This window comes from Enterobacter cloacae complex sp. SHL022 (assembly GCF_049237785.1).
Taxonomy (GTDB): Bacteria; Pseudomonadota; Gammaproteobacteria; order Enterobacterales; family Enterobacteriaceae; genus Enterobacter; species Enterobacter hormaechei_C.
In genome coordinates this window covers 70,803-84,725 of the sequence record NZ_JBMKJH010000005.1, presented here as the reverse complement: position 1 = coordinate 84,725, position 13,923 = coordinate 70,803, and the positions used below count along the sequence as shown (strand labels likewise).

Annotated in this window: 15 protein-coding genes, 2 tRNA genes and 1 riboswitch; of the genes, 11 read left to right on the top strand and 6 right to left on the bottom strand. The window is 54.6% G+C overall.

Annotated elements, in window-relative coordinates:
• Window positions 1-120: 120 nt before the first annotated feature.
• A riboswitch (M-box (ykoK) riboswitch) is annotated at window positions 121-290 on the top strand.
• A 60-nt stretch (window positions 291-350) separates the two neighbouring features.
• Complete coding sequence (locus ACOTZD_RS11640; protein WP_174402242.1) at window positions 351-1,352, top strand: magnesium transporter; 1,002 nt, start codon at window positions 351-353, stop codon at window positions 1,350-1,352.
• A 42-nt stretch (window positions 1,353-1,394) separates the two neighbouring features.
• On the opposite strand, the gene ACOTZD_RS11635 is transcribed toward ACOTZD_RS11640, so the two are convergent.
• Window positions 1,395-1,482: transfer RNA gene (locus ACOTZD_RS11635), tRNA-Ser, on the bottom strand.
• A gap of 253 nt (window positions 1,483-1,735) precedes the next feature.
• Here ACOTZD_RS11635 and ACOTZD_RS11630 point away from each other — a divergent pair.
• Window positions 1,736-2,254: a LuxR C-terminal-related transcriptional regulator gene (locus ACOTZD_RS11630; protein WP_032657976.1), complete on the top strand. Its 519-nt coding sequence runs from the start codon at window positions 1,736-1,738 to the stop codon at window positions 2,252-2,254.
• A gap of 40 nt (window positions 2,255-2,294) precedes the next feature.
• Here ACOTZD_RS11630 and ACOTZD_RS11625 read toward each other — a convergent pair whose 3' ends face one another.
• Complete coding sequence (locus ACOTZD_RS11625) at window positions 2,295-3,908, bottom strand: mechanosensitive ion channel family protein (RefSeq protein ID WP_174402241.1); 1,614 nt, start codon at window positions 3,906-3,908, stop codon at window positions 2,295-2,297.
• A 173-nt stretch (window positions 3,909-4,081) separates the two neighbouring features.
• On the opposite strand from ACOTZD_RS11625, the gene ACOTZD_RS11620 reads away from it, so the two are divergent.
• From ACOTZD_RS11620 to ACOTZD_RS11610, 3 genes are read left to right on the top strand one after another with little or no spacing between them, the layout of a single operon-like run.
• A complete protein-coding gene (locus tag ACOTZD_RS11620; protein ID WP_022650752.1) occupies window positions 4,082-5,089 on the top strand; it encodes an ABC transporter substrate-binding protein in 1,008 nt (335 codons plus the stop codon).
• A complete protein-coding gene (locus tag ACOTZD_RS11615; protein WP_032608974.1) occupies window positions 5,086-6,117 on the top strand; it encodes a FecCD family ABC transporter permease in 1,032 nt (343 codons plus the stop codon). Before ACOTZD_RS11620 ends, ACOTZD_RS11615 begins: the two co-directional genes overlap by 4 nt.
• On the top strand, window positions 6,114-6,875 hold the full coding sequence (locus ACOTZD_RS11610; protein WP_045324465.1) for an ABC transporter ATP-binding protein: 762 nt from the start codon (window positions 6,114-6,116) through the stop codon (window positions 6,873-6,875). The genes ACOTZD_RS11615 and ACOTZD_RS11610 overlap by 4 nt, the downstream gene beginning before the upstream one ends.
• A gap of 60 nt (window positions 6,876-6,935) precedes the next feature.
• Here the strand turns inward: ACOTZD_RS11610 and ACOTZD_RS11605 are convergent.
• Together ACOTZD_RS11605 and ACOTZD_RS11600 are read right to left on the bottom strand one after the other, a co-directional pair.
• Window positions 6,936-7,023: transfer RNA gene (locus ACOTZD_RS11605), tRNA-Ser, on the bottom strand.
• Between the two features lie 144 nt (window positions 7,024-7,167).
• Window positions 7,168-8,796: an ABC transporter substrate-binding protein gene (locus ACOTZD_RS11600; RefSeq protein WP_174402240.1), complete on the bottom strand. Its 1,629-nt coding sequence runs from the start codon at window positions 8,794-8,796 to the stop codon at window positions 7,168-7,170.
• A gap of 270 nt (window positions 8,797-9,066) precedes the next feature.
• Here ACOTZD_RS11600 and yccA point away from each other — a divergent pair, with 270 nt between their 5' ends.
• Both yccA and tusE read left to right on the top strand, forming a co-directional pair.
• Window positions 9,067-9,726: an FtsH protease modulator YccA gene (yccA, locus tag ACOTZD_RS11595; protein WP_003858127.1), complete on the top strand. Its 660-nt coding sequence runs from the start codon at window positions 9,067-9,069 to the stop codon at window positions 9,724-9,726.
• An 88-nt stretch (window positions 9,727-9,814) separates the two neighbouring features.
• Window positions 9,815-10,144 carry a sulfurtransferase TusE gene (tusE, locus tag ACOTZD_RS11590; RefSeq protein WP_003858129.1) on the top strand — a complete coding sequence of 110 codons (330 nt, stop codon included), beginning with the start codon at window positions 9,815-9,817 and terminating at the stop codon, window positions 10,142-10,144.
• Here the strand turns inward: tusE and yccX are convergent.
• Window positions 10,141-10,422: an acylphosphatase gene (gene yccX, locus ACOTZD_RS11585; protein ID WP_003858131.1), complete on the bottom strand. Its 282-nt coding sequence runs from the start codon at window positions 10,420-10,422 to the stop codon at window positions 10,141-10,143. The two genes, tusE and yccX, sit on opposite strands and share 4 nt — an antisense overlap.
• A 93-nt stretch (window positions 10,423-10,515) precedes the next feature.
• Here yccX and rlmI point away from each other — a divergent pair, with 93 nt between their 5' ends.
• Together rlmI and hspQ are read left to right on the top strand one after the other, a co-directional pair.
• Window positions 10,516-11,706 carry a 23S rRNA (cytosine(1962)-C(5))-methyltransferase RlmI gene (gene rlmI / locus ACOTZD_RS11580; RefSeq protein ID WP_003858133.1) on the top strand — a complete coding sequence of 397 codons (1,191 nt, stop codon included), beginning with the start codon at window positions 10,516-10,518 and terminating at the stop codon, window positions 11,704-11,706.
• A gap of 60 nt (window positions 11,707-11,766) precedes the next feature.
• On the top strand, window positions 11,767-12,084 hold the full coding sequence (gene hspQ, locus ACOTZD_RS11575) for a heat shock protein HspQ (RefSeq protein ID WP_045345691.1): 318 nt from the start codon (window positions 11,767-11,769) through the stop codon (window positions 12,082-12,084).
• 32 nt (window positions 12,085-12,116) lie between these two features.
• On the opposite strand, the gene ACOTZD_RS11570 is transcribed toward hspQ, so the two are convergent.
• Entirely contained in the window at window positions 12,117-12,530 is a 414-nt protein-coding gene (locus ACOTZD_RS11570) for a CoA-binding protein (protein WP_003858138.1), read from the bottom strand.
• Window positions 12,531-12,701: 171 nt separating this feature from the next.
• Here ACOTZD_RS11570 and csgI point away from each other — a divergent pair, with 171 nt between their 5' ends.
• A complete protein-coding gene (gene csgI / locus ACOTZD_RS11565; protein WP_022650746.1) occupies window positions 12,702-13,364 on the top strand; it encodes a curli synthesis inhibitor in 663 nt (220 codons plus the stop codon).
• Between the two features lie 80 nt (window positions 13,365-13,444).
• On the top strand, window positions 13,445-13,903 hold the full coding sequence (gene mgsA, locus ACOTZD_RS11560) for a methylglyoxal synthase (RefSeq protein WP_003858146.1): 459 nt from the start codon (window positions 13,445-13,447) through the stop codon (window positions 13,901-13,903).
• The last annotated feature ends 20 nt before the right edge of the window (window positions 13,904-13,923 follow it).

Here is a 13,923-nt window from a genome sequence, read left to right as displayed (position 1 = left end):
AAGAAAACAGTTAAATAAAACCTCAACATGCGTTTAATACTATTCATTTAAACCGTTCTTCAACATTATTAAAATTCCTCAGCAGCAGTTTTAAATAAGCGTATTATCCCTCTCGTTTTACAACGATCTCGTTATGGCGAGGCTCCTGTACAAATAAACGTTATCGCTCTGGTGGGTTCGAGAGAACCGGCACAGGGTAAAACAGGCACTGTCGAATCAAGGCTTTGTCAGTATAACTTCCCTAGCGGGATACGGTGTACAGTGCTGAACCCAGGACGTGGGGATCTCCTTTCCGACATGCCCTGTCTTGCTCGCCCCTGAGAGATTTTATTATTCAAAGGGAATTTACTATGTCTTACGCTATTCACAACCAAAACCAGGCTTTTAACGACAGCGCCATCGCGCAATATATGAATACCGATTTTATCGTTATTGATATTTCATTATGCGTGGCTCTGGCACGCGAGCAGTTCTTTGAAAAATTAAAAGATGATGATATTCCGTCGCATATTTTTATCGAAGATAACGGTCGCCTCGCGGGTTTGATCGCCGTACGCAAATTGTTGCAGACCACCGACACCGTGCAGCCCGTTAAGGGGTTGATGATATCGGATTTTATTCAGCTCAAACCGGAAGATGAGCGGGCGGATGTCGCCGGGGTGCTGGCGCACGCGGGTGCGGATGTAGTTCCGGTGGTGACCCACGGCAAGCTGGTGGGCTGCCTTACCGAGCGTGAAATCGCCCATCTGCTGGAAGATGACGTTACTGAAGATGCCCAGCTTCAGGGGGCGACGCTGCCGCTGGAGAAGCCCTATCTGGAAACCAGTGCCTTTAGCCTGTGGAAGAAACGCTCCGTCTGGCTGCTGCTGCTGTTTGTCGCGGAAGCGTATACCAGCTCGGTGATCCAGCATTTTGAAGAGGCGCTGGAATCTGCCATCGCGCTGGCGTTCTTTATTCCGCTGCTGATTGGCACCGGCGGAAACAGCGGGACGCAGATCACCTCGACGCTGGTGCGCGCCATGGCGCTGGGTGAAGTCCACCTTCGCGATGTGGGTCGCGTGCTGCGCAAAGAGATCAGCACCTCGTTAATGATTGCCGCCACGCTGGGTCTGGCGGGCTGCGTTCGCGCCTGGATGATGGGTATTGGGATGGAAATCACGCTCATCGTCAGCCTGACGCTGGTCTGCATTACGCTGTGGAGCGCCATCGTCTCGTCGGTGATCCCGATGGTACTGAAATGCTGCAAAATCGATCCGGCGGTGGTCTCCGCACCGTTTATCGCCACGCTAATCGACGGGACCGGGCTGATTATCTACTTCAAAATCGCGCAGTATACGCTGGAGCTGGAATAACGAAAAAACCCTGCGATATTGCTATCGCAGGGTTTTCGAATTTGGCGGAAGCGTAGAGATTCGAACTCTAGAACCCTTTCGGGTCGCCGGTTTTCAAGACCGGTGCCTTCAACCGCTCGGCCACGCTTCCAAAGTGAGGCGCACTATAAACATCTCTGAGCATGATGTAAAGCACGAATTTGCATAACATTACACGTCTTCCGTCCTCCCCTTCCGTCCCGCTGATTTCTTCGCCATCGACTGGCTAAAATGTAAACATTTATTTTTACATTCATAACGTTTATTAGATTCGCGGGTGGTCATTTAGACTCTTTTTCGCACAACACTCATTAACCGTAGATCACTGCGTTAAGAGATAGCCATGACTTTATTTAACGACGATTATGAATTTTTTATTTATCAGTGATAACTATTACCTTTGCCATGGTGTATCAAGCTCCCTGACATCAACCCATTTGATTCGCGATGACGCGGATATTCACGATCTTGATGGGGTCGATCAGGCGATGGATTTTATCATTGCGATTGAACAGGATAAGTTACGCAATAAAACCATTCGGCAGGTCAAAAAAGTTAAGCGTGATTACATTGTCCTGATGCATGAGATAGAAGCCAACCGCGCAGTGAGAATCGATAATATTATCTATTCGTCGATGCATTTTACTGCTCACCCTTTTCAGCAGCTGATGCGTTTTTATCGGGCGCTCAGGACACACTCCTTTACGCGACGCGAGTATGACGTGCTGAAGCTGTTTCATTTGGAAAACCATGAGATCGCGAAAAAGCTGCAACTGTCACAAAAAACGACCAGCACCTACCGCGTGAGGATCATCGAGAAATTAAATATGCGCTCAAAAAACATTCTGGCGATGACCCGTGTAAAATCGGCGATCGTCGATTAAAAGCTGTGACATTTTGCCTTGCCACGGAAAAACCGGGCCGTCACGTTTCGCCCTGAGGGGGTTTGGCTGGCGCGGTATACCAGTTCTCTTTGGCAACCATCACGCTGCCCTCTGGCTGCATAACAAAATTCGGGGACATGATCTGCACGTTAAATTCGTTAAACACATCCTGTATCTGGCTATGCAGTTCATTGCGGGCAACCGCGAGGGACTGATCGGGCAGCAGGCGGACCTGCAATTCGTAAGCGATATACCAGTCCATTAACCCTAACTGGCGCACCAGCGGCGGCTCGGAAAGGTCAATCCCTTTTGCCCGTTTCGCGGCCAGCTCCAGCATGGCATGCACCTGACGCCATGGGGTGTCATAACCGATAGTGACGCTGACCGTCAGATTGAGGCTGCCATCGGGCTGTAGCGCGCTAAGGTTGGTGATCTTACCGCTCACCACCACCGCGTTGGGCACGGTAACGACATAATTTTCCCGGGTAATAATTTTGGTCGCCAGCATGCCAATTTCACTGACCTTGCCTTCGTTATCCGCTACCCGAATGACATCGCCTTTACGCAGTGCGCGGGAGTAAATCAGGACCAGACCGCTCATGGCATGGTTCATCACCCCTGCCGAACCCAGCGTTAACATCAATCCAAAGAAGACGCTAATACCTTTAAACGCCAGCGAGTTTGCACCGGGAAGAAACGGCCAGGCGGCGGAGAGAGCAAATAGCCAGACGGCAACGGAAATGAGCTTACGGGTAGCCCCCACGGTTTCCGGATGTACGCCGGGAAGTTGCAGACGACCAGCCTCCACCTGATTCAGCACCATCTTAAGAAGCTTCAGAATAAAAGCGGTAATGAGGAAAATGATCAGAACAATCGTCAGCCCCGGCAAGGCCGAGACAATCGCCAGGGCGATTTGCTGCACCACGCGAAGCGTCCAGTCTCCCAGCGACGTGCCCCACACCCGCGTCCACGGAAACAGACTGAATGCCCAGCTCAGCCAGACGTAAAAGCCGATCAACCCCAGCAGGAACATCAGCAAGGCGTAAAGCCGAATCTCAATGGCGCCAATGTACCGCCGCCAGCTTTGCGGCACCCGGCTGCGATTCTCCACAATACGCCGACGGTAGACGCGCCGGAACCAGCGCCAGGATCGCCACGCGCCGTAGCAGAGCAGCAACAGCGCCAGCAGGCCAGCGGCAGCTTTTACCGTCGACAGCGCCAGCCAGCCGGAATCGTATTGATCGTGCAGCGCCATTCTCTGTGCTTCCATGCGCGCCAGCACGCGCTGTGCGGCCTGATCGAGGGTAAGATCGTCCCCTTCGTCCAAATCCCCTTCCGTCAGCAGCATCACAGGTTTACCGTTCATCACTATCAGCCGTCCCTGCTGGTTATAGCGGGTCACGGGGACGATGCTGAGCGGCTCACGCACATCCGCCTCGGTAAAATTGCGCAGGGTGTTGCGGATGCGTAAAACGCGCTCTTCCGGCGTGGTCAGGCCAAATTTCGCCTGTAGCATGACGATGGGCTGATGGAAGATATAGACCGTTCGGGCGCGCTCCTGCTCCGTAGGCGCCTGGCGGGGCTCTGCGGCATACGATGAGAAGGCGCTCAGGGCGGCAAAACAGAACGCAAACGCGAGCAGGATCTTTTTCATCCTCACTCCCCCAGGTCAGAAATCTTGTTATTTTTCAGGCAACCCGCGAATGCCAGGTGGGTATGTTGAGAATAGTCCAGCCTTTCGTTTCTGCAACAAGCGACGGTGAGCGTGTTGCTCTCAATCGCAATATATGTATTATGTTATAACATAACAATTTCGGACAGCGTTCTATGTTACTTAAAAAAGGGTTATTTCTGGCTTCACTGCTCTCCATGGCACCTGCCGCTTTCGCCGCAACCACCTGGCCTCTCACGATTGAAAATTGCGGCGTAAAGCAGACCTTTACGCAGGCTCCTCAGCGCGTCGTGACCGTGGGTCAGCATGAAACAGAATTACTGCTCGCACTGGGGCTGGAGAAAACCATCGCCGCGACGTCAGTCTGGTTCGGCACGCTGCCACCCACGCTGGAGGATGCCGGGAAAAACCTCCCCCGGCTTGCGGATAATTCCCCCTCCTTTGAGGCCGTGGTAGGGCAGAAACCTGAACTCGTTCTCGCGCAGTATCACTGGCACATTGGTCCGCAGGGAGAAGTGGGAACCCGTGAACAGTTTGCGTCGCTGGGGATTAATACGTGGATCTCCCCTGCCGACTGCACGGATAAAACGGTAACGGAAACCTCAAACGCAGACGGAGCACGTAGCGCGCCGTTTTCACTGGCGGAAATTACGCGGGAAGTGACAGATCTGGCGACGATTTTTGATGTTTCCGCGCGAGGTGAGCAGCTCAATCGTGCGCTGGCGGAGCGTATTAAAAAGGCCCAGGCGCGCGCCTCCGCGAAACAACTTAGCGTCGTATTCTGGTTCTCCAGCAGCCGTCTGAATGGCGATCCCTGGGTGGCGGGGAATTACGGCGCGCCTGGCTGGATTAGCCGCACGCTGGGGTTGAAGAACATTATTGACTCTCACGACGAATGGCCCGCTGTAACGTGGGAACATATTGCCCGATCGCAGCCGGACGTGATTGTTATCGCCGGGATGTCCCGCAGGCTCTATCCTGCCGATGAGGTTGAGGTAAAAAAAGCGTTCTTGCGCAGTGACCCGGTGACAAAGAACATGCCTGCGGTCAGGAACAACCACATCATCGTGGTGCCAGCGATGTCGTTAAACCCTTCATTGCGTAACGTCGATGCGGTTGAGCTTATCAGCGATCGGCTGGCTTCTTTCCAGGATGAACAATGAGTCATTTCGCTTTTGACCGCCGCCAGCAGGGTTTACTGGCAGCAGGTGCCATGGCGCTGCCGCTGATGCTGGTCTTTGCCGCCAGTATCGGGGATATGCCGGTGTCGTATGCCAGTACCGGGAAAGCGATCCTCAACGGACTGGGTTTGACCTCTTATGCGTTGCCGCAAACGGAGGAAGGTATCGTCTGGCAATATCGCATGAGCCGGGCAGTAATGGCCGCGTGCAACGGCGGCGGCCTGGCGTTGTGCGGGTTGGTGTTACAGTCGATCCTGCGTAACCCTCTGGCTGAGCCTTATCTGCTGGGGATTTCCGCGGGCGCCTCGCTGGGGGCCGTCTGCGTGATGCTTCTCGGCATGGGGGGAAGCGTGATTGGCGTGAGCAGCGGTGCGTTTGTCGGCTCGTGCGCCGCCTTTGCGCTCATCATGGTGATAACAAACGGGATGAGTGAAAGCCCGTCGCGCATTTTGCTGGCTGGCATTGCGGGCACCCAGCTCTTCAACGCCATGACCGCGTACGTCGTCAGCACGTCCGCCAATGCCGAGCAGTCCCGTAGCGTCATGTTCTGGCTGCTGGGAAGTCTGAGCGGCGTGCGCTGGCCTGACGCGCTGCTGGCGCTGGCCGTTACGCTGGCGGGTTTACTGGTGGTATTGCTCTTTTCACGGGCGCTGGACACCTTCACCTTCGGGGATGAGGTCTCCACCACGCTGGGGATCCCGGTTACCGCCGTGCGTATTGTCTTATTGCTGACCTGTGCCATTGTTACCGCAACGCTGGTGAGCGCCACCGGCGCAGTGGGGTTTGTCGGGCTGGTCATTCCCCATGTGACGCGCATGCTATGCGGGCCGGGCCATCGTCGCTCGATCCCGCTGACGTTTCTTATCGGCGCCCACTTTATGATCCTCGCCGATATCGTCTCACGCACGCTGATTGTGCACCAGGTTCTCCCCATCGGGGTGGTGACTGCGCTGGTGGGCGCCCCCGTCTTTGTGGCGTTGCTTTATCAAAACCGAAAGGAGCATCCATGAATATTACTGTGGCCGGGTTAACCGTAACCCGACAAGCGCAGACGGTGCTTAAGAATATCGATCTCGACCTGCCATCCGGGCAGATTATCGGCCTGTTAGGGCCAAACGGCTCGGGCAAGTCGACGCTGCTGCGCTGTCTCGCCGGGCTGTTTCCACGACTCAGCGAACGCGTGGCGCTTAATGGCACAACGCTCGGCATGATGCCGCTGAAAAAACGCGCGCAGCACATGGCGTTTGTCCCGCAACATGCTGAGGTCGACGGAGAACTGACCGTTGAGGACATTGTCAGACTGGGGCGTACGCCCTACCGGAAAACATTCCAGAGAACCTCGCGCGACGATGAGGCTGCGGTTGAGCAGGCGATTGGCCTGATGCAGTTATGCCGCTTACGCCAGCGGCGATGGCACTCTTTGTCTGGCGGAGAGCGCCAGCGAAGCCAGATAGCCCGCGCGCTGGCCCAGCAGCCGCAGGTGCTGTTGCTCGATGAACCGACAAACCACCTGGACATTCAGCACCAGCTGGAGCTGATGCGGCTCGTTTCACAGCTGCCGCTTACGGTGGTGGTTGCACTGCACGATCTCAATCTTGCAGCCAATTATTGCCAGCGTCTGATCCTCCTGAAGGCCGGGCAGATCGCCGCCACGGGCGCGCCCGAAGCGGTTCTGACGCCGGTAAACATCGAGGACACCTGGTGCGTAAAAGCTCAGGTCTGCAAGGCCGACGCCGGGATCACGATAAGCTACAACATGGTGGCATGACGGAAGACTGGCGCAAAAGCAAAAACCCCTGCGATATTGCTATCGCAGGGGTTTCGAATTTGGCGGAAGCGTAGAGATTCGAACTCTAGAACCCTTTCGGGTCGCCGGTTTTCAAGACCGGTGCCTTCAACCGCTCGGCCACGCTTCCTAAGTGAGGCGAACTATAAACACCTCACCGCGCGCTGTAAAGAGTGCGCGCATTCGTTCGCTTTAAAAATAGCCAAAATGCGTTTAATCGGTTGAATAGACGACAGATTGGCCGTTTTGACAGCATAATATCCACCGCGGATCGTTAGTGCTTTTTGATGTACATATCTTTGGTGTAGTAGTACCCGAGCTTGTCTGGCGTGAAGCCCCCTACCCACGGTTTCACCAGGTGCGTGCGCACGTAATGATAAACAGGGATCGCCGGGACATCGCGTCCCAGCAGATCTTCTGCCTGCTGGTAGAATTTACCGCGCTCCTCCGCCGTTTTCGATTTCGCCGCGTTCACCTGTGCCCGATCGTAGTCCGGATTGCTGTACTGAGTGGTGTTTTGGCTGTCCCCGGTACGGAAGTTGTTCAGGAAGGTTGCCGCATCGTCGTAATCGGCAATCCAGGCGTAGCGTACCGCGTCAAAATTATGGGTGTGCATGGTATCAAGCATGGTTTTCCACTCCTGATTTTGCAGCTTCGCCTCCACGCCGAGGTTCTTCTTCCACATTGAGCTGGCGGCAATGGCAATACGCTGGTGCGATTCCGAGGTGTTATAGAGGAGATTAAAGCTGAGCGGATGGCTGTCGTTAAATCCGGCTTCGGCCAGCAGCTTTTTCGCCTCGGCAATGCGTTTATCCATCGGCCAGCTGGCGTAATCCGGGTTCTGGAGCTTGACGCCGCCAATATCCGGCTGGCTGATGAGCCATGCCGGGCGCTGACCCTGCCCTAATACTTTATCGGCGATAATGTCTTTATCCAGCGCCAGGTTCAGCGCCTTGCGCACGCGGGCGTCGTTGAACGGCGGCCGGGTGGTGTTGAATTCGTAATAATAGGTGGCAAGCTGCGGCGATACATCCAGCTCGCTCCCCAGCGTTTTCTTCAGCTGAGCAAACTGGTTGATCGGCACCGTGTAGACAATGTCGATTTCGCCCGCTTTGTAGCGGTTAACGTCAGCAGCTTCAGAGGAAATGGGCAGATAGGTCACCTTGTTAATGACGGTATGTTCGTTATCCCAATATTTCGGGTTACGCACCGCCACAATGCGTTCGTTAACCACCCACTGTGACAGTTTATAGGCCCCGCTGCTGACGAAGTGCTCCGGTTTGGTCCACTTATCACCGAAACGGCCTACCAGGACTTTATCAATTGGCACCAGAGACGGGTGAGCCAGCATCGCCAGGAAAGCGGCGTTAGGTTGCGTGAGCGTCACTTCCAGCGTGGTGTCATTGATGGCTTTCACCCCCAGCGACTCGGGCGCTTTTTTGCCTTCTGCGATATCAGTGCCGTTGACGATACGCATACTACCGGGATAGCTGGCATACGGAGAGGCGGTTTTCGGGTCGACCAGCCGCTGCCAGCTCCAGACAATATCTTCCGCGGTGATGGGGGTTCCATCGCTCCAGGTAATGCCCGGGCGCAGATGGAACGTCCAGACGGTGTTGTCTTTATTTTCCCATTTCTCCGCCAGGCGCGGCTGGATTTCACCTGCCGGAGAGACGCTGACCAGCCCGTCGAATAAATCGCTGATAATATTGAATTCGACATCGCTTTCGACTTTATGCGGGTCGAGCGAGGCGGGTTCACTGCCGTTGTTCCTGACCAGTTCCTGCTTATCTGCCAGCTGGGTTCCTGCCGGCACCTTAGCCGCCCAGGTTGCCGTGCTGGCGCACAGGATCCCTGCGGTTAACAAAGAGAGTGTAAAGTGCGTGCGTGTTTGTGGTTTCATTTCCTTCGCCTTATTGTCTGTTTTTATGACGATCCGGAAATAACTCTTAGCGGCCTTAGGGAAATAACGCAATATTTTTCAGTGACCTATAAGAGGTTGATCTGAATACGCCCTACAAACCGCACTTCATTCTGAGTACAAAGGCTTTGCCAGAATAAAAAACCAGCATAATCCCTAAGGGGCTGAGTAAAGATGGGTAAAACCACTTTGCGTCTGCCGCGCCGTTTCCTATTCTTTGCGCTAATTACATCTGTCATAAGAGAGTGACTCATGGATCGTATAATTACTTCTTCACGCGACCGCACATCGCTACTCAGCACCCATAAGGTGCTGCGCAATACCTATTTCATGCTCAGCCTGACGCTGGCGTTTTCGGCGATCACCGCAACGGCCAGCACCGTACTGATGCTGCCTTCTCCAGGCCTGATCCTGACGCTGGTGGGTATGTACGGTCTGATGTTCCTGACCTACAAAACCGCGGATAAACCGGTGGGGATTCTCTCCGCGTTCGCCTTTACCGGCTTCCTGGGCTACATTCTGGGGCCAATCCTGAATGCCTATCTGTCTGCCGGAATGGGCGACGTGATTGGTATGGCGCTGGGCGGTACCGCGCTGGTGTTCTTCTGCTGCTCGGCCTACGTGCTGACCACCCGTAAGGACATGTCCTTCCTTGGCGGTATGCTGATGGCGGGTATCGTGATTGTACTGGTCGGTATGCTGGCGAACATCTTCCTGCAATTGCCTGCGCTGCATCTGGCAATCAGCGCGGTGTTTATCCTGATTTCATCCGGCGCAATCCTGTATGAAACCAGCAACATCATTCACGGCGGTGAGACGAACTATATCCGCGCCACCGTGAGCCTGTATGTGTCGCTGTACAACATTTTTGTCAGCCTGCTGAGCATCCTGGGCTTCGCCAGCCGCGATTAACTCACCGTGCTGTGAACAGGGCCCCGCTTATGCGGGGCTTTGTTTTTTTGGTAGACTGAGGCGGTTTTTGACTAACGCGTGAATGAATATGTTGAGTTTTGAAGGCAAAGAGATCGAAACCGATAACGACGGTTATCTGAAAGAGAGCAGCCAGTGGAGCGAAGCGCTGGCGGAGAAAATTGCGGAAAACGAAGGAATTACCCTCTCCCCGGAACACTGGGAAGTGGTGCGCTTCGTGCGAGAATTTTACCTTGAATTCAACACGTCGCCAGCTATCCGCATGCTGGTCAAAGCCATGGCGAATAAATTTGGCGAAGAGAAAGGCAACAGCCGTTATCTGTATCGCCTGTTTCCGAAAGGCCCGGCTAAACAGGCGACAAAAATCGCCGGCCTGCCAAAGCCGGTAAAATGCATTTAATAGCGAATACTGAAGTCAGCGTATTCCCGGCCGGGTTGATGCGGTTCCGTTAGCACCTTATCAACCCGCGCACTGCGCGGTCCGCCCGCTTTCAGCCACGCCACCAGCTTCTCTACCCGATCCGCCTCACCGCAGGCCACAACCTCCACGCTGCCATCATCCATGTTACGCGCATACCCCGTCAGCCCGAGCTGAAGGGCTTCGCGCTGGGTGCTGTAGCGGAATCCGACGCCCTGTACAAGGCCATGGACCCAGGCAATGGTGCAAACATTTGACATCATCCTTCTCCTTATCCGACTGGCGCGTTGCATTTCCTCACTGAAGTCGGGAAAATGGCGGCCATTTCATTGGAATCGACAGAATAGCAAATTATGAGTGTACGTTTAGTGTTAGCCAAAGGGCGCGAGAAGTCATTACTGCGCCGTCATCCCTGGGTCTTTTCCGGCGCGGTTGCCCGCATGGAAGGTAAAGCCAGCCTCGGTGAAACCATCGATATTGTTGACCATCAGGGGAAATGGTTAGCACGCGGCGCATACTCGCCTGCATCTCAGATCCGCGCGCGCGTCTGGACGTTCAATAAAGAAGAAGCCATCGATATCGACTTCTTTGTCCGTCGTCTGCAACAGGCGCAGCAGTGGCGTGAGTGGCTGGCAAAGCGTGACGGGCTGGACAGCTATCGTCTGATTGCCGGAGAGTCCGATGGGCTGCCGGGCGTGACCATTGACCGCTTCGGCAATTTCCTGGTGTTGCAGCTGCTGAGCGCCGGGGCGGAATACCAGCGTGCTGCGCTGATCAGCGCCCTGCAAACGCTGTTCCCGTCATGCGCCATTTACGACCGCAGCGACGTGGCGGTACGTAAAAAAGAGGGCATGGAGCTGACGCAAGGCCCGGTCACCGGCGAACTGCCGCCTGCCCTGCTGCCTATTGAAGAGCATGGCATGAAGCTGCTGGTGGATATCCAGGGCGGCCATAAGACCGGTTATTACCTCGACCAGCGTGACAGCCGTCTGGCAACGCGCCAGTACGTTGCCGATAAGCGCGTGCTGAACTGCTTCTCTTATACCGGCGGCTTTGCGGTCTCTGCCCTGATGGGCGGCTGTGCCCAGGTTGTGAGCGTCGACACCTCACAGGAAGCGCTGGACGTGGCGAAACAGAACGTTGAGCTGAACAAGCTGGATCTGAGCAAAGCGGAGTTTGTGCGCGACGACGTGTTCAAACTGCTGCGTAAATACCGCGACCAGGGCGAGAAATTTGACGTTATCGTGATGGACCCACCGAAGTTTGTAGAAAATAAAAGCCAGCTGATGGGCGCCTGCCGTGGCTATAAAGACATTAACATGCTGGCGATCCAGCTGCTGAACCCGGGCGGCGTACTGCTGACGTTCTCCTGCTCTGGCCTGATGACGACAGATTTATTCCAAAAAATCATCGCCGATGCCGCAATAGATGCGGGTCGTGATGTACAATTTATAGAGCAGTTCCGTCAGGCCGCCGATCACCCGGTGATCGCTACCTACCCGGAAGGGCTGTATCTGAAAGGGTTTGCCTGTCGCGTCATGTAACTTGAAAAGAGAAATATTGCCCGCACATAGTGTGTATGTAATGTTTCCCGGGAGGTGACTATGATTGCCAGCAAATTCGGTATCGGCCAGCAGGTCCGCCACACCTTGCTTGGATATTTGGGTGTGGTCGTGGATATCGACCCGGAGTATTCCCTTGATGAACCGTCAGCAGACGATCTGGCCGTTGACGCAGAGCTTCGCGCCGCGCCCTGGTATCATGTGGTTATGGAGGGCGACGATGGTCAGCCTGTCCATACCTATCTTGCCGAAGCGCAGCTGAGTGGTGAACTACAGGATGAGCATCCGGAACAACCCACTATGGACGAGCTTGCTCAGACCATCCGCAAACAGTTACAGACACCAAGACTGCGTAACTAAAGGTGTAAAAAAGCCCGTCAAACGGGCTTTTTTTATTTTGCCAGCCCCAGACGGGGAATATCGATTGCCGGACAGCGATCCATCACCACTTTCAGCCCGGCATCGCGTGCCAGCACGGCCGCCTGCTCATTAATCACGCCCAGTTGCATCCACAGCGTTTTCGCGCCAATGGCGATCGCTTCCTGCGCCACGCCCCAGGCCGCTTCTGAATTACGAAAAACGTCCACCATATCCACCTTTTCCGGCACGTCCGCGAGCGTCGCATAGCCCTGCTGACCCAGCAGCGTTTTCCCCGCCACCTTCGGCGAGACCGGGATCACGTGATATCCCTGGTCCAGAAGGTATTTCATGACCCGATAGCTTGGGCGATCCGGTTTATCGCTCGCGCCGACCAGCGCGATAGTGCGCGTGGTCGTCAGAATCTCGACAATGTCGTTCTCTTTCATGCTGTGCCTCCTGGTTTTTTTCAAAGTGTACGTCAAAGCGAACATCTCAACCACGCATCCCATACAGAAGTATGAGGGCAAAACGGCAGAATATGTCTATATGTTAGTAAACGTGTTTATCGAAAAATTTTGATACATTCTTACCGGGTAGTTTGTCTACAGGAGTCAGCTATGAAAACCGGCATTGCCTGGGCTGTGGTTGCGTTAATCATGCCGGTTTGTGTTTTCGCAACTACTCTCAGACTCACAACCGACATTGACCTGCTGGTGCTGGACGGGAAAAAAGTCTCCAGTTCCCTGCTACGGGGCGCAGACAGCATCGAGCTGGATAACGGCCCGCATCAGCTGGTTTTTCGGGTGGAAAAGACCATTCGCCTCGCCGACGACGAACAGCAGGTGTACATTTCGCCTCCGCTGGTGGTCAGCTTTAATACCCAGCGTATCAGCCAGGTCAATTTTCGTCTCCCGCGCCTTGAGACAGAAAAGGAGTCACTGGCATTTGATGCCTCGCCGCGCATTGAACTGGTGGACGGGGATTCCATGCCCATCCCGGTAAAGCTGGATATTCTGGCGCTGACAAAAAGGCCAAAGGGAACTGACTATGAAGCGGACACCGAGACCTACAACAGGGCCAGCAGGCGCGCCTCGCTGCCCCAGTTCGCCACCATGATGGCGGATGACAGTACCCTGCTTTCGGGCGTATCGGAGCTGGATGTACTCCCCCCTCAGTCGCAGACCCTTACTGAGCAACGTCTCAAGTTCTGGTTCCAGAATGCCGATCCGGACACGCGCGCCCGTTTTCTGCAATGGGCGAAACAGCAACCTTCGTCGTAAGCCACATTTTTTTGTACTTTCTCTTGCAGCATCAGTCAGTTCCCGTCATCGTGTAGCGAGGTAACCTCACGGATAAGATTATGGAACTGACAACACGCACACTTCCGGCGCGCAAGCACATTGCTCTGGTTGCGCACGATCACTGTAAACAAATGCTGCTTAACTGGGTTCGTCGCCATCAGCCTCTTTTACAGCATCATGCCCTTTCTGCTACGGGAACAACTGGCAACCTGATCCACCGCGAAACTGGTCTGGAAGTGAATGCCATGCTGAGCGGCCCGATGGGGGGTGACCAGCAGGTAGGCGCTCAGATTTCAGAAGGTAAAATTGACGTTCTGATTTTCTTCTGGGATCCGCTGAATGCGGTTCCGCATGATCCGGACGTTAAAGCGCTGCTGCGTCTGGCGACGGTATGGAACATTCCGGTAGCCACCAATCTTTCAACGGCAGATTTCATCATTGAATCGCCGCAGTTTAACGATCCGGTGGAGATTTTGATCCCGGATTATCAGCGTTATCTTGCGGAGAGACTGAAGTAGTTTTTTGCCCGGTGGCGCTG

Coding starts and splice junctions, on each gene's coding strand:
- ACOTZD_RS11640 (WP_174402242.1), top strand. CDS start 351: ATGTCTTACGCTATTCACAACCAAAACCAGGCTTTTAACGACAGCGCC.
- ACOTZD_RS11630 (WP_032657976.1), top strand. CDS start 1,736: ATGAATTTTTTATTTATCAGTGATAACTATTACCTTTGCCATGGTGTA.
- ACOTZD_RS11625 (WP_174402241.1), bottom strand. CDS start 3,908: ATGAAAAAGATCCTGCTCGCGTTTGCGTTCTGTTTTGCCGCCCTGAGC.
- ACOTZD_RS11620 (WP_022650752.1), top strand. CDS start 4,082: ATGTTACTTAAAAAAGGGTTATTTCTGGCTTCACTGCTCTCCATGGCA.
- ACOTZD_RS11615 (WP_032608974.1), top strand. CDS start 5,086: ATGAGTCATTTCGCTTTTGACCGCCGCCAGCAGGGTTTACTGGCAGCA.
- ACOTZD_RS11610 (WP_045324465.1), top strand. CDS start 6,114: ATGAATATTACTGTGGCCGGGTTAACCGTAACCCGACAAGCGCAGACG.
- ACOTZD_RS11600 (WP_174402240.1), bottom strand. CDS start 8,796: ATGAAACCACAAACACGCACGCACTTTACACTCTCTTTGTTAACCGCA.
- yccA (WP_003858127.1), top strand. CDS start 9,067: ATGGATCGTATAATTACTTCTTCACGCGACCGCACATCGCTACTCAGC.
- tusE (WP_003858129.1), top strand. CDS start 9,815: ATGTTGAGTTTTGAAGGCAAAGAGATCGAAACCGATAACGACGGTTAT.
- yccX (WP_003858131.1), bottom strand. CDS start 10,422: ATGTCAAATGTTTGCACCATTGCCTGGGTCCATGGCCTTGTACAGGGC.
- rlmI (WP_003858133.1), top strand. CDS start 10,516: ATGAGTGTACGTTTAGTGTTAGCCAAAGGGCGCGAGAAGTCATTACTG.
- hspQ (WP_045345691.1), top strand. CDS start 11,767: ATGATTGCCAGCAAATTCGGTATCGGCCAGCAGGTCCGCCACACCTTG.
- ACOTZD_RS11570 (WP_003858138.1), bottom strand. CDS start 12,530: ATGAAAGAGAACGACATTGTCGAGATTCTGACGACCACGCGCACTATC.
- csgI (WP_022650746.1), top strand. CDS start 12,702: ATGAAAACCGGCATTGCCTGGGCTGTGGTTGCGTTAATCATGCCGGTT.
- mgsA (WP_003858146.1), top strand. CDS start 13,445: ATGGAACTGACAACACGCACACTTCCGGCGCGCAAGCACATTGCTCTG.